The organism is Marinobacter halotolerans (genome assembly GCF_008795985.1).
Taxonomy (GTDB): Bacteria; Pseudomonadota; Gammaproteobacteria; order Pseudomonadales; family Oleiphilaceae; genus Marinobacter; species Marinobacter halotolerans.
Genome location: NZ_VMHP01000003.1, coordinates 53,128 through 68,051, shown reverse-complemented (window position 1 = coordinate 68,051; position 14,924 = coordinate 53,128). Strand labels below are relative to the sequence as shown.

Genomic DNA, 14,924 nt, shown 5'->3' with positions numbered 1-14,924 from the left:
ACTTTATTCCGATTCAGAGATCAGAAGTAGTAAACACCACCAACGTTGATCTGGTTGATTTCTTCTTCAGCCGCACCGTTTTCGTTGTTGCGCTGAGCCAGCTCAGTGTAGACATACAGGTTGCTGGACACGTTGTGCAGCGCCTGAATGGTCAGCACGTCAACCTCAAGGCCTTCGGCATCAGTTTCAGCCATCTCGTAGGCCAGGCGGAAGGTGTTCGGTCCCAGGTTGTAGGTACCCATTACACCGATCTGACTACGGCCTTCGCTTCCGTCAAAGGTGAAGTCACCGTTGTCAGTTGCGCCGTCTGCAGCTGAACGCATGTCGTAATACGCATCCAGAACCAGCGCGTCGATGGTGTATTCAAATGCAACACCGTAGCTGTTCTCATTGCTGAAATCGGGGGATCCAGGTCCGCCGCTGTAGGTGCTGTCACCGTCGTTGGAGTCCATAATCAGCGACGCTGTCAGGCCGCCCATGCTGTAGGTCGCACCCAACTGGTAGGGATAGGACTCTTCAGCGAAGCCTTCGCCTTCACCGTTTACCTGAACCGCACCCATCAGGGTCAGGCCACCGAAGCTTGGCGACATGTACTGGAGCAGATCGCCCTCACCCGTGGTTGCACTGGCATAGGGATTCAAGCCTGCGTATTCGAATACCCAGTTGCCATAGTCACCCAGCTGAGTTTCGTAGATGGAGTCGTCTGAACCAATCCATACCTGGCCGAAGCTGTCGCCTTTAACACCGATGTACGCCTCGTCCAGATCCACCAGGCCGTTACCAGCGCCCTTCTCTTCGGCAGAAGCCACTTCCAGCTCGATCTTCATGAAGCCTTCGATGCCTGAAGTGATGGCGTGGCTGTGCGTCAGACCAACGGTTGTGCCGTTGTCAGCGTGCTCGCCGGCAGCGCCGTTTACGTCGCTGTCAGAGTAGGTATATACATACTGAATGTTGCCGTAGAAGCTCGGCATGTTGCTGTCTTGGGCAGCAACAGCACCGGAGAAGGTCGCGGCAGCGATTGCAGAAGCGAGGAGCGTTTTTTTCATGTTGCGTCTTCCTTTTTGAGTTAACTCAGGTTTTAGCGACGGGTTATATTCCCGGTCTTCAGATTTCACCAGGCGAACTGGTTGAACCCTATCCTGTGCAAAGAGCGTGACAATTTTATGACACGCCATTCACCAGACTTTTCGTTTTTGTGTTCTTCATTCTATTGTCAGGTAATGAACGCAGAGCGTCTTTTCCCTTCAATCACTTACAGATTGTTGTTCACAAACTGCATTTGCTTCTTTTTAATACAGGAAAGTCGTTATTGCAAACTTCCGTTGAACTCTTTTTAGCTCATTTTGAAGCAATAATGCAACGTTTTATGACAACACTGCTCGTTTGACTCCGAACACTCAGCTTAAAGGAAAACCCTTCAAATCTGAGGCCAATAAGCATTAATTTGTTAATAAACAATGAATTGCTGGCAATGTTCTTTTTATTCTCGTTTTTTCGTTCCGGTAAAACTGCGCCTCGCGCACCACAACCGGACAGGGCCCACTATAGCGCATCATCGAAGGGCAAGTATTCGACCATCGTATCACTTGGCGGTCTCCAGCAGAAAAGTGACTGGCCCGCAGTTCGTCAGCGAAACCTGCATGTCGGCCCCGAATTCGCCTGTCGCGACATTAGCGGAACCCAGAATTGACCGGGCCTCTTCGACAAATGCTTTGTAGAGGGACTGCGCTTTCTCAGGATCGGCGGCGACCGAGAAACCCGGACGGTTTCCGGACCGGGTATCCGCCGCCAGCGTGAACTGGGGAACCACCAGCAGTGAACCTGCCGCATCGGCGACACTGTGATTCATCCGGCCGGACTCATCGGGGAAAATACGATAACGGGTCACACGCTGACACAGGCGCTTGGCGCTGTCGGCGTCGTCCTGTTTTTCAACACCGAGGAAGAGCAGCATTCCCTGCCCGATCTGACTTATTCGGGCACCGTCAACGGTAACACTGGCATCGCTGACTCTCTGGATAAGCCCTTTCATCAATACCCTTAAAGAACGGAGCGTGTGCAAAACTCAACGAAGTCTATCCCCGTCAATCCGGGTTCGCAAGGTCTTCGGCCCGCTCGGCAATTTCGTCCACCGCACGCATCAGCGCATCCACAATGGCGGGCTCTGAAGCGGAATGGCCCGCGTCGCGGATGATTCTGAGATCCGCTTCGGGCCAGGCCTTGCTGAGTGCGAGGGCATTATCCAACGGGCAGACCATATCGTAGCGCCCGTGAACGATGATTCCGGGGATATCCCTGAGTTTTCCCGCATCACGGATGATCTGATCCGGCGCAAGAAAGGAGTGGTTCATAAAGTAATGGCATTCAATCCGCGCCAGGGCGATTGCCACATGCGGATGACCGAAGTGCTCCACCACCCGGGGATTGGGATGAAGCGTGGCACAGCGACCTTCCCAGATTGACCACGCTTTGGCTGCCTGAATCTGTTCCAGATCATTGGCGCTGGTCAGCCTGCGGTAATAGGCGCTTACCAAGTCACCCTGCTCGTCCTCAGGAATCTGCGCCAGGAAATCCTGCCAGTAGTCCGGGAAAACGCGGCTGGCACCGTGCTGATAGAACCACTGGATGTCCTGGGGCCGGCACAGAAATATACCCCTGAGCACCAGGCCAGACACATGCTCCGGGTGAGCCTGAGCGTAAACCAGTGAAAGTGTCGAGCCCCAACTTCCGCCAAACAGGATCCATCGATCAATGCCCAGAAAATTGCGCACCACTTCCATATCCGCAACCAACGCCTGGGTAGTGTTTCCTTCAAGTTCTGCCAGCGGCCGGGACCGACCAGCGCCACGCTGGTCCATCAGAATGATGCGATAGCGCTCGGCATCGAAAAATCGCCGGTGCGAATCCTCACAGCCGCCTCTCGGCCCGCCATGCACCACCAGAACAGGAATCCCCTCCGGGTTACCGCTTTCTTCTATATAAAGTTCATGGGGCGGATCCACCGCAATCCGGTGCTGGGCATTGGGACTGATTTCAGGATAGAGGGTCAGCATCAGACGCTCCGTGAAAGAGGATGTAAGGAAAGTCTAGCTGACTGGCACAAAAAAAGGGCAGACCTTCTCAGGATCTGCCCTTTTATTAGTCAGCCAACGGCTGCCTGTTACTTCTTGTTGGCGCGCTTACGCTCGTTTTCAGTGAGCAGCTTTTTACGCAGTCGCAGTGACTTGGGCGTCACTTCAACCAGCTCGTCGTCGTCAATGAACTCCAGTGCCTGCTCAAGGGTATGCTTGATGGGCGGCACCAGTGCAATTACTTCGTCTTTGCCGGAAGCGCGCATGTTATCGAGCTTCTTACCCTTGGTGGGGTTGACCACCAGGTCGTTTTCCCGACTGTGGATCCCACAAAGCTGTCCTTCGTAGATTTCCTGGCCCGGGTCAAGGAAAAGCTTGCCGCGGCTCTGCAGGGTTTCCAGAGAATAGGTCAGCGCCGTGCCGGTGGCCATGGAGACCAGCACACCGTTCTGGCGACTGGTCACGTCACCCACTTTGATGGGCCCGTAATGGCTGAAGGTGGACGTCAGTATGCCGCTGCCGGAGGTCATGGTCAGGAAGGTGTTGCGGAAGCCGATCAGACCACGGGCCGGGATGGTGTAATCCAGGCGCATACGGCCTTTGCCATCCGGAACCATGTTGGTCATATCACCCCGGCGCAGACCCATCTGGTCCATCACCGGGCCCTGATGCTGCTCTTCGATATCCACGATTACGTTTTCGTAGGGCTCCTGCTTCACACCGTCGATCTCGCGGATCACCACTTCCGGGCGCCCCACCGCCAGCTCGAAGTTTTCACGGCGCATATTCTCAATCAGTACCGACAGGTGCAGTTCACCACGGCCGGAAACCTTGAACTTGTCCGCCGATTCACCTTCTTCCACGCGCAGCGCAACGTTATGTAGCAGCTCTTTTTCCAGCCGCTCCTTGATGTTCCGACTGGTCACAAACTTCCCTTCTCGGCCGGCAAACGGGGAATCGTTCACCTGGAAGGTCATGGAAACGGTGGGTTCGTCAACGGTCAACGGAGGAAGAGCCTCAACATTGGACTGGTCACAAAGCGTATCGGAGATAAACAGCGAGTCCATGCCGCTGACGCAGACGATATCGCCCGCCTGAGCTTGATCGACTTCGACGCGATGCAGTCCGGAATGGCCCATGATCTTGAGGATACGGCCGTTACGCTTTTTGCCGTCGGCACCAATCGCGGTGACCGGCGAGTTGGTCTTCACCTTGCCGCGGGCAATCCGTCCGATACCGATTACACCCAGGAAGCTGCTGTAATCCAGCTGGGAAATCTGCATCTGGAACGGGCCGTCCGGGTCAACGTTCGGGGCTGGCACATGGTCAACAATGGACTGAAATACAGCGTCCATGTTGTCGTCCAGTTTCTCGTGGTCCATACCGGCAATGCCGTTCAGGGCGCTGGCGAATACAATCGGGAAATCCAGCTGCTCGTCCGTGGCACCCAGGTTATCGAACAGGTCGAACACCTGATCCACAACCCAGTCGGGCCGGGCACCGGGGCGGTCAATCTTGTTAACCACCAGGATCGGGCGCAAACCGGCCGCGAAAGCCTTCTGTGTCACAAAGCGGGTCTGGGGCATGGGGCCGTCGATGGAATCAACTACCAACAGTACACAGTCCACCATGCTCATGACCCGCTCGACTTCCCCGCCGAAATCCGCGTGGCCGGGGGTGTCCACGATGTTGATATCGTAGTCGTGCCATTTAAGCGCCGTGTTCTTGGCCAGGATGGTAATGCCCCTTTCCTTTTCCTGGTCGTTGGAATCCATGACGCGCTCGCTCTCGAGCTCTTTGCGGTCCAGCGTGCCGGACTGACGCAGCAACTGGTCGACGAGGGTGGTCTTGCCATGGTCAACGTGGGCGATAATGGCGATATTACGAAGTTTCTCAATCACAACTTTATTCCTGCAGAATGCACCAACGGGGGTGAAAAATGGGGTGAAAATAAGTGGCGCGCAGTATATAGCAATAGGAGTGATGTTTATATGAACAATGATACGAAGCTGAGAGGAAAACCGTTTGCTCTTAATTGGTGCATTGTCAGCAAATCTGCACCAAACTAACGCACCACAACAGGGCGAAAGCGGGATGCAGATTGGTGCGCTCGCTCTAAAAACGCCCGAAACCCCTCTGATTGCGCAGTTCTGGCGCACTTAGCACACCTGTAGCAGAAATTGGCAAGCCTATTGCTTCGATTCCAGCAGCCGAATTTGTAGGTAACTGGCGATAGCTTTTGATAAGCTGCCAGACCTGAAAAAGATCGGGCTTCAGTAATGCTGAACGATCCGGCACGCATCTACACAGAAATGGCCCGCCCGGCGGGATAACAGACGGAGCATGTACAATGTCCAAAACGATTGATCTGATCAAAGAACACGAAGTCAAATGGATCGACCTTCGATTCACCGACAGCCGCGGTAAAGAGCAGCACGTGACCCTGCCTTCCTCTGAAGTCGACGAAGACTTCTTCGCTGACGGCAAGATGTTCGACGGCTCGTCTATTGCTGGCTGGAAAGGCATCAACGAATCCGACATGATTCTTATGCCGGACGACAGCACTTCCGTTCTGGACCCGTTCACCGAGGAAACCACCCTCAACCTGACCTGCGACATCGTCGAGCCTTCGACCATGCAGGGCTATGAGCGAGACCCCCGCTCTGTTGCACGTCGCGCGGAAGAATATCTGAAATCTACCGGTATCGCGGACAGCGCACTGTTCGGCCCTGAGCCCGAGTTCTTTGTATTCGACTCCATGAAGTGGAAAGTCGACATGCAAGGCGCCATGTACGAAATCCACTCTGAAGAAGCCGCCTGGGTATCCGGCGACGACTTCGAGCGTAACAACATTGGTCACCGCCCTGGCGTTAAAGGCGGCTACTTCCCGGTTCCGCCAGTAGACAGCCTGCACGACCTGCGTGGCGCGATGTGTGCTGCCATGGAATCCATGGGTCTGGAAATCGAAGTACACCACCACGAAGTGGGCACAGCCGGCCAGTGTGAAATCGGCGTTGGCGCCAACACCCTGACCAAGAAAGCGGATGAAGTTCAGATCCTCAAGTACTGCGTGCACAACGTGGCTCACGCTTATGGCAAAACCGCTACCTTCATGCCCAAGCCAGTGGTTGGCGACAACGGTTCTGGTATGCACGTCCATATGTCTCTGGCCAAAGACGGCAAAAACGTATTCGCCGGCGACAGCTATGCCGGCCTGAGCGAAACCGCCCTGTACTACATCGGCGGCGTCATCAAGCACGCGACTGCGATCAACGCCTTTACCAACGCGTCGACCAACTCCTACAAGCGTCTGGTTCCAGGCTTCGAAGCTCCGGTAATGCTGGCCTACTCTGCCCGTAACCGGTCCGCCTCTATCCGTATCCCCTGGGTAAACAGCGCCAAGGCACGTCGCATCGAGGTACGCTTCCCGGATCCGTCTGCGAACCCGTACCTGGCCTTCGCTGCCCTGATGATGGCTGGCCTGGACGGCATCCAGAACAAGATCCACCCTGGCGATGCCATGGACAAGGACCTGTACGACCTGCCGAAAGAAGAGGCGCTTAACATCCCGACCGTTGCAGAGACCCTGGCAGAAGCCTTGGACTCGCTCGAGAAGGACCACGAGTTCCTGACCCGCGGCGGTGTCTTCACCGAAGACATGATCGCCGGTTATGTGGAACTGAAGCGCTCTGAAGTTCAGCGTCTGAACATGACAACCCATCCGGTTGAGTTCGACCTCTACTACTCCTGCTAATTGCTTTAGCCGGAAACTGTAGTCTGAAGCCCCGCTTGTGCGGGGCTTTTTGTTATTGCAGGATTGAAAACCAGCACCACCACACCGATAATCGAAGAAAATCAACAAAAGGTTGGTCGTATGACGCGCAGGCTCACTCTTGTAACCGGCATCGCAGTATTGCTATCTGCTCCTGTCTCAGCCGATATCTACCGGCAGGTGGACGCCCAGGGCAATGTGACCTATACGGACGAGCCATCCGGCAATGCTCCGGTTGAACGCGTGGACGTCAAACCCGTTACCACCATTACGCTGCCGAAACCGGAAGCCGTTCGCGAGCCGGAAGAACTGCGGGAAAAAGTAGAGACCGAAGGCGCCGCCTACTCTGATGTGCGTTTTCTCTCTCCCAACGATCAGCAGGCTTTCTGGCGCGGTGCTGGCAACGTTTCCTTCGAAGTCACCAGCACACCTGGGCTCAGGAACGGTCACAAGTACGAGGTAGCCCTGGACGGCCAGCCCGTGGGCCAATCGAGATCTGGCACAATCAATGTGAACAACGTCTACCGTGGCACCCACCAGGCCACCGTGAGCATTGTGGACAGCGACGGCGTTACCATTAAACCCGGCGAAACCATCAGCTTTACCGTTCATCAGCCCAGCGTACAGAATTGATCTGACCTGACGAACCACCTGCTGATCCCCCGCACGATGACTGCTGTGCTTTATTTTGGTGCACGCGCACCATAAACTGGCCATACTCTGTTCCTTGACGGGGCGGATATCAGAGCGTTTTTCCAATTCAATAAGACATTTGCACTAACCAACGGCGTAACAGATCGCCCTGGAGCGCATATGCCCGCTAAACGCGCATCCCCGGATCCTATTTTCTTAAAGTGGTTCGCTTTTTGCACCTGATCCTGGGTGACTTTTTGCACTTGATCACATGTGATTCGGGGTGCCAATCGGAAAGGGACAGAACATGGCGTTACCGGCGGAGTACAAGAACATCCTGGACAGCCTGACCACGGCGATTCTTGTGCTGAAAGGCAACCTGTGCGTGCATTACCTCAACCCCGCCGCTGAAAGCCTGTTCGAGACCAGCGTCACCCGGAGTATCGGTTCGCCCATCAGCGATATCCTGATAGACTCCGAAGACGCTCTGAAAACCCTGCATGCGGCCGCCGAAACCGGGCACAGCTACACCCGTCGAGAGGCAGAATTTATTCTGGCCAGCGGATCCAGACTGACCGTCGACTATTCGGTGACCTCCGTCAGCCCCGACCCGTCAGAACTGATTATCGAGATTCAGCCCCGGGATCGCCTCCTTCGCATCAGTCGTGAAGAGGACATCATCTCCCAACAGGAAACCACCCGTATTCTGGTGCGGGGCATGGCCCACGAAATCAAGAACCCACTTGGCGGGATTCGCGGCGCGGCCCAGCTTCTGGACCGGGAACTGGACGACGAGGACCAGCGAGAATACACCCAGGTAATCATCGACGAAGCCGACCGGCTGCGATCGCTGGTGGACCGCATGCTCGGCCCCAACAAGGCCCCCAAACTGGCAGCCACCAACATTCATGAGGTGCTGGAGCGGGTAAGAACCCTGCTGGAGGCCGAAAGCCGTGGGCGACTGAATTTTCATCGGGATTACGACCCCAGCCTTCCGGAATTCCAGGGCGACAAGGAACAGCTTATCCAGGCATTTCTGAACATTGCCCGCAACGCCATGGAAGCCGCTTTCGAAAACCAGTCAGACAGCAACCGGAAAGAGCCGCCCACCATCAGCTTCCGCACCCGGGCCCTGCGCCAGTTTACCATCGGGCACCGAAGGCACCGGCTGGTCTGCCGTGTGGACGTCATCGACAACGGCCCCGGCATTCCCGCTGATCTGCTTCAGAACATCTTCTACCCGATGATCAGCGGCCGGGCCAGCGGTACCGGCCTGGGACTGTCGATCACCCAAAGCATCATCGGACAACATCACGGGCTTGTGGAATGTAAGAGCGAGCCCGGCCAAACCGATTTCATCATCTTCCTGCCTCTGGAGGACAAACAATGACCCAACCGGCAAACGTCTGGATCATAGACGACGATCGCAGTATTCGCTGGGTGCTGGAGCGCGCCCTGAACCAGGCCGGTATGCAGCCCCGGGTTTTTGACAGTGGCGAAAGCATCATGATGCGGCTGGATCACGAGCAGCCTGACGCCATCATCAGCGATATCCGCATGCCGGGAGTGGATGGCATTACCCTGCTATCGCGCATTGTGGAGAGCTTTCCGGATCTGCCCGTCATCATCATGACTGCACATTCCGATCTTGAGAGTGCGGTCACCAGTTACCAGACCGGCGCATTCGAATATCTGCCCAAACCGTTTGATGTGGACGACGCCGTGGCCCTGGCCAAACGCGCAGTCGCCCATAGCCATGAACGGCGGGCCACAACCGAGCCCCAGGTGGACAGCAACCAGCGCAACGCCGAGATCATTGGCGAAGCGCCTGCGATGCAGGAAGTCTTCCGTGCCATCGGACGACTGTCCCACTCCAATATCACGGTGCTGATCAACGGGGAAAGCGGCACGGGCAAGGAACTGGTGGCCCAGGCACTGCACAACCACAGCCCCCGAGCCAACCATCCGTTCATTGCACTGAACATGGCTGCCATTCCCAAGGACCTGATCGAGTCAGAGCTGTTCGGCCACGAAAAAGGCGCCTTTACTGGTGCCGGCGCCGCTCGCCAGGGCCGCTTCGAGCAGGCGAACGGCGGCACCCTGTTCCTGGATGAAATTGGCGACATGCCTGCCGATACACAGACCCGCCTGCTTCGTGTACTGGCGGACGGTGAGTTCTACCGGGTTGGCGGCACCACGGCCATCAAAGTCGACGTGCGCATTATTGCCGCCACACATCAGGACCTGGAAAAGCTGGTTCAGGCCGGCACTTTCCGTGAAGACCTGTTTCACCGCCTGAACGTGATCCGCGTGCACCTGCCAAAGCTGGCAGAAAGACGGGAGGACATCCCCAGGCTGATGGAGCACTTCCTGAAACGGGCGGCCAAGGAACTGGCGGTTGAAACCAAAATCCTGCGACCGGAAGCGGAAGAATACCTGACCACCCTGCCCTGGCCGGGCAACGTCCGCCAGTTGGAGAACACCTGCCGCTGGCTGACGGTGATGGCCAGCGGCCGCGAAGTTCACATTGATGACCTGCCGCCGGAGCTGATGCAACAGGCCGAAGCCCCCGCCACCGGCCAGACTTGGCAGGATGGCCTGCGCAACTGGGCGGAACAGGAACTCAAGAGAGGACGAAAGTCGATTCTGGACACGGCCGTGCCAGAGTTCGAGCGCATCATGATTGAAACCGCTCTCAAACACACCGGCGGTCGCCGCCGTGATGCCTCCATCCTGCTGGGCTGGGGCCGCAATACCCTGACCCGGAAGATCAACGAACTGAATATGGACCACCCGGAAACCGAGGAAGACTAGCGGCTAGCGTTCCTGCCAGTAGATCACACGGTCGTTGCCACGGTAGACGCCGAAGGTGGCGGTGGCCGCGGGATTCTGCAACGTGGCTGCATCGTTCCAGAAATCCTGGAGCCACGCGGGCACCTCCCAGATCAGCGTGTCTGTTCCCTGGCTGCCATCAGGCTCAAGCACCAATGGCCCGCCGGCACCATTACTAACAGTGCCGGAAGCCGCCACCAGGCTGTGGTGGTCGGTCGTGCCGGTAATGTTTGTCGTATCCCAGACACTGCAGTTGTCCGCTTCGTTCAGTTCAAACCGGTCACCGACCCAGTACTGTGCCTCGAAAGGCATTTCCAGCTCTGAGATGGTCTCAGGCCCGTACACGTTCTCCATCGACCATCGTCCATAGCGAATGTCCAGATTAGCCGCTGGCTCGAAGCCGAGCGGCAGGCTGGTGGCACCACTGACATTATCGCTGTCAACAACCTGATTAATGGCAAAAGCCAGGCTGGGATTGAAAGGCGCGACCAGAGAGGCCTTGGTCTTGGGGTAGGTCAGGGTATCTGCCGAAGAAAACTCGTAAGCCATCCGACCCGGGGTCGACGCTACGGCCGAAAGATTTGCGGGCTGGGCTGCGACAATCACATCAAGTAGACCCGTGTTATCCGCCTGTTGGCGAGAGGAGTCCGTGGCAGGCAAAGCCCTGAGCACGTCTCCTGCCTGGAGCTTCTGGAAATCTCCACGAGTATAGTTTGCAGTCAGCTCCGCCTGCTCGTTAAGTGCGGCAATCAGAACTCTGGGCGGCACCTGCCAATCGGAGTCCTGCCCGGTATAGGTGAAGCCGGGCAATCCAGTACATGCGGGGCCTATCTCCCCGGGCGTTGCCAGTGTTACGGCAAAGCTTGCGGGTATGAATCGGCCCACGGGTGCACTCTCGCCTCCGGGTAAGACCGTTCCCAGATACGATTGGCCGTCGGGAATTCGGATCCTGAATACACCGACTTCGCTGATGCGCTGGAGTTGATCTGACGTGCCACCTCCGCCAGTCGAAAAAGTCGATTGTTGCGGGGTAAAAGTGCCCGCTTCGCCGCCAACCGGCGCAACCAGCTCCTGCGTTATATTCATATTGAGCCGTTCAAAGGCCGGGGTCACCGGATTACCACTGCAGAATTCGGCACCACTTTCTCCCGCCTGCTGCCACGCGACAGCTCGATAGCTGACGGGAAAATCACTGCCGGCACTGGTAAGCACAGAGCAGCTGGCCAGATCGCCCGTGCATGAGCTGTTAGCATCGGTGGCGGCAATGCAGAAGCCGGCGGGCACCGACACAAACGCATTGCTGCTACCCGCTATTTCTCCTCCAGTGGGGTTGCCGTCCGCATCGAGAAGAGGTTTGCGGGCGAACAGGGAGATTCGACCGGCATCGGCATAGTTGAGCAGAAACGCTGCAGAACCAGTCGAACTGTCACCGAAATCAAGGCTCACGATTCCGGTATTGCCGGTGCCGCCACTGTTGTTGGAGGCCACCGTCTGCCCATTGACCCGAAGTGCGTTCGTCTGTGCGCAGGTGCCCGGACTGTCGCAGGCATAGCCCACTTCAACACTCTGGGGGCCAGTCAGAAAGGCCTCGCAGGCTCCTGTATTGTCATTGGTTCGCACGGCCGTGAGCCGGAGGTCCTGACTGCCAGGAGCAATTGAAGAATCCTTGCCCGCGACCAGGTTCTGGATCCGGCTGGTCAGATCACCGGCCTGATGAAAAATGAATCCCGTTTCCGCAAAGACAATATTCGGATCAAAAGAGGCAAGTTCGCCGATACTGCCCTCAGTGACATTGACGTTAACCGTATCCGCAAGGGTATGTCGAAGGTTGAGCGTAGCCACGCCGCTGTCTGCCGCAGAGAAGCTGTAGGTTGCCCTGCCGGAGTTTCCGGGCCCGCGAACCAACGCGCCACCGGCACCCGTGCCAGACGACCAGTCTCCAAAACCCGTGGAGGTAGTCAGATCCACTGCGCCGGTGTAATCCGTGACCGGCTGACCATTGGCATCGCTGGCTTGAATAGTCACTGGGGCTGGGCTGCAGGTAACGGCATTGCCACCACTGATAATACGAAAATGATCCAGGGCATCAGCGGCCTCGGGGCAATTAAACAGAGCTGACGCCGGCACGATCTCAAAACCGCTCGACTCCGGGGTGTCCCAGAACAATTGCGCCACCGCACCACCGCCGTTTTCGTACATCTCCATCTTTAGAGCGTAGGCCTGACCCTGCTGAAGAGTGAGTACGCCAGATTCATGGTTGGTGGGTGACTGATCGACCCATTCGTTGATGATGGGGTTACTCAGGTCCTGGACCCAGAGCCGCACGCCGTCGTCAGTTCGTGTCCTGAAGCGATAATCCCCGGTTACAGAGGGCACAATGAAGCCGGTCCAGCGGATAGAGAACCGATCATTGTTCACTGTGCCGGGGATTGGGCTGCCATTGCCGTAATTTTCATCAATGGTGGCGGAAACCTCCTGGGCCACAGTCGGACCACTGAGATCGCGATTGTTCCAGTAAAAGGTACTCAGCCCGGTGCTGCTCGCTTCAAACTCAACCGTTGCCGGGTTCGGCGACATAACAACGCCGCCAACATCCTGAATATCCGATACAGTGATCTGGTAGCTTTCCTCGCTTGAAAGGGGCGTCGACAGGTTCAGCAGAACGCTGTAACCGGACGACTCCAGCGAGGCCGATGCCACGCTGATGCTATCGCCTGAACCAACCGCTTCTATTGAGTAGAACGAGGTGTTTTCAACGGAAGCGCTATCAAGCATGCGGGTTCGCGATGACTGGTCAAAGCTTACCCGCAAGAGATCGGAAGCACCGCACACTGCCGACGCAGACTGCAGGACCGGTGCCGACACGGGCAGACAGGCAAAAAGGTTCTGCTCGGGGATGATTTCAAAGCCGCCTCCCCCCGGTCTGTTCCATTGCAACTCCGCCACCGCCTGACCGCCATTCTCATAGAACTGCATGCGGATAGCGTAGCGACGGCCGGCCTCGAGCCTGATAGCATCACTGGTGTTATTGGCAGCTGACTGGTCGTTCCAGTCATCAATGATAGCGGCACCAAAGGTCAGATCCTCAACCCACAGACGGACGCCGTCGTCAGTGCGCGTGCGAAACTCATACAGGCCGGTTTCAGGGACCTCTATCGCCCCCTGCCACTGAGCCGCAAAGTCATTATCATCAACCACCGGGTCCGGAGAACCATTGCCCCAGTCGAAATCCACACCGGGGTCGAGACGGGTCAGAACCGGGGAATCCGGGAAAGGCTGATTGCTCTGGTAGTTATTGTAGAAAGTGGCCTCGAGGCCATTCTGGTAACAGGTACACTGGACCACGTCCGTCCAGCGCTCACCAGCCGCCACCTGGCCCACCTGTATGCTTTCCCCGCCACCGAGGTTCTCGGAACGGAGGCCCAGCTCCGTAATTTCTGTGACCTTGTTACTGGGGTTGCGGAAAATGGTCGCGGAAGGGGTGGGCGGTGGCGAATCGGTACACTGGGGATTCACCCACAGACGCCCCCGATCAAAGAAGTCGCCGCTGTTCTTATCAAAGCGGGCCACCAGCAAGTAGGTCTGGTCCGCCTGGAAATCCGTTGAATAGGCGGCGTTGGTATCAAGTCGAACAAAGAAGTCAGCGTTGCCACCGCCGCCCTCATTGACTTTTACCCCGAACTGCGGCGAGTCACCGAAGCCTGGCCGTTGAACCCAGAAGCCCAGAAAATCATTGTCGCCAGGCGTGCCCTGGAACCGTACCAGCATACTGAGATAGACCTGGTCACTCGAGAAAGCATCCGACAACGCGCGCGAGGCGACCCGGTTATTGTTTCCGACAATTTCAAGGGTCGTTAGCGAGCGAATACTCAGACCATTGCTTGCTTGAAACAGAAGAGGATTAACGCTGGTATCAACGATGCTCTGCCCACTGCTTCCCTGCCAGCTGTCGCCCCAGCCAGTGCCGCCATTGAGTCCAGTTATTGTGCCGGGGGTGTAGGTTTCGAAGTCGTCGAAAACAGGCAATGGGCCAGCCCCTGCGCCGGATTGACAAAGCCCGTCCAGCAAGTCTGGATTGACATCTGATGGTTCAAAATCAATTGGTCGATTGCCCGTCACAACGGCGCCGGCGGCGGCGACTGCACCTTCAATATAAACGTTACTTCCGATGGTTGCGGAACCCGCCGCATAGAGCAGACCGTTGATAACCACCCGGTCGCGGGCGCTATTGCCGCCACCATCAATCGTAAGACTTCCACGGATCACAATGAGCAACTGACTCGGGGAGCCACCCGCATTTAGGCGAGTCCCTCTTTCAATGGTCAGGCTACCATTCACGAAAATGACCGTCTGTGCACTTGACTGGAGGACAAGTTGATAATCTGCGCCCGGATTCCCGGAGACATACTTTCCCCCCCCTGACACTGAGTCGCCAGTAGGTGGCCACGAACCGTTACTCCAACTAACGTCAGCCAGGTCAAGTGTGTTGCCGGAGGCCTGTAGATTATCATTCACACCATTCGAAGCGCTGAAGACATCGGAGCACTGGGCCGCAAATGACTGTGGTGACAAAAGAATAGCGAAAACGATCGCCAGGCCCGACAGGTAACATTTGA

Annotated in this window: 9 protein-coding genes; 4 read left to right on the top strand and 5 right to left on the bottom strand. The window is 56.7% G+C overall.

All coding sequences use genetic code 11. The features are described from left to right. Positions 1 to 20: 20 nt before the first annotated feature. From FPL19_RS16905 to typA, 4 genes are all read right to left on the bottom strand, one after another. On the bottom strand, positions 21 to 1,046 hold the full coding sequence (locus FPL19_RS16905; RefSeq protein WP_150914411.1) for a porin: 1,026 nt from the start codon (positions 1,044 to 1,046) through the stop codon (positions 21 to 23). Positions 1,047 to 1,582: 536 nt separating this feature from the next. Next, positions 1,583 to 2,032 (bottom strand): D-aminoacyl-tRNA deacylase, encoded by a 450-nt coding sequence (gene dtd / locus FPL19_RS16900; RefSeq protein ID WP_150914409.1) that lies wholly within the window; start codon positions 2,030 to 2,032, stop codon positions 1,583 to 1,585. 52 nt (positions 2,033 to 2,084) lie between these two features. Then, positions 2,085 to 3,053, bottom strand: a complete 969-nt coding sequence (gene pip / locus FPL19_RS16895) for a prolyl aminopeptidase (protein WP_150914407.1) — start codon at positions 3,051 to 3,053, stop codon at positions 2,085 to 2,087. A 107-nt stretch (positions 3,054 to 3,160) separates the two neighbouring features. Next, positions 3,161 to 4,972, bottom strand: a complete 1,812-nt coding sequence (typA, locus tag FPL19_RS16890; RefSeq protein WP_150914405.1) for a translational GTPase TypA — start codon at positions 4,970 to 4,972, stop codon at positions 3,161 to 3,163. 449 nt (positions 4,973 to 5,421) lie between these two features. On the opposite strand from typA, the gene glnA reads away from it, so the two are divergent. From glnA to ntrC, 4 genes are all read left to right on the top strand, one after another. Then, positions 5,422 to 6,825 carry a glutamate--ammonia ligase gene (gene glnA / locus FPL19_RS16885; protein WP_150914403.1) on the top strand — a complete coding sequence of 468 codons (1,404 nt, stop codon included), beginning with the start codon at positions 5,422 to 5,424 and terminating at the stop codon, positions 6,823 to 6,825. A 120-nt stretch (positions 6,826 to 6,945) separates the two neighbouring features. Next, positions 6,946 to 7,476 (top strand): DUF4124 domain-containing protein, encoded by a 531-nt coding sequence (locus tag FPL19_RS16880; RefSeq protein WP_150914401.1) that lies wholly within the window; start codon positions 6,946 to 6,948, stop codon positions 7,474 to 7,476. Positions 7,477 to 7,783: 307 nt separating this feature from the next. Further along, complete coding sequence (gene glnL / locus FPL19_RS16875; protein WP_150914399.1) at positions 7,784 to 8,866, top strand: nitrogen regulation protein NR(II); 1,083 nt, start codon at positions 7,784 to 7,786, stop codon at positions 8,864 to 8,866. Beyond that, positions 8,863 to 10,290, top strand: a complete 1,428-nt coding sequence (gene ntrC / locus FPL19_RS16870; protein ID WP_150914397.1) for a nitrogen regulation protein NR(I) — start codon at positions 8,863 to 8,865, stop codon at positions 10,288 to 10,290. Before glnL ends, ntrC begins: the two co-directional genes overlap by 4 nt. Positions 10,291 to 10,293: 3 nt before the next feature. On the opposite strand, the gene FPL19_RS16865 is transcribed toward ntrC, so the two are convergent. Next, on the bottom strand, positions 10,294 to 14,646 hold the full coding sequence (locus FPL19_RS16865; protein ID WP_150914395.1) for a DUF6701 domain-containing protein: 4,353 nt from the start codon (positions 14,644 to 14,646) through the stop codon (positions 10,294 to 10,296). Between the last annotated feature and the right edge of the window lie 278 nt (positions 14,647 to 14,924).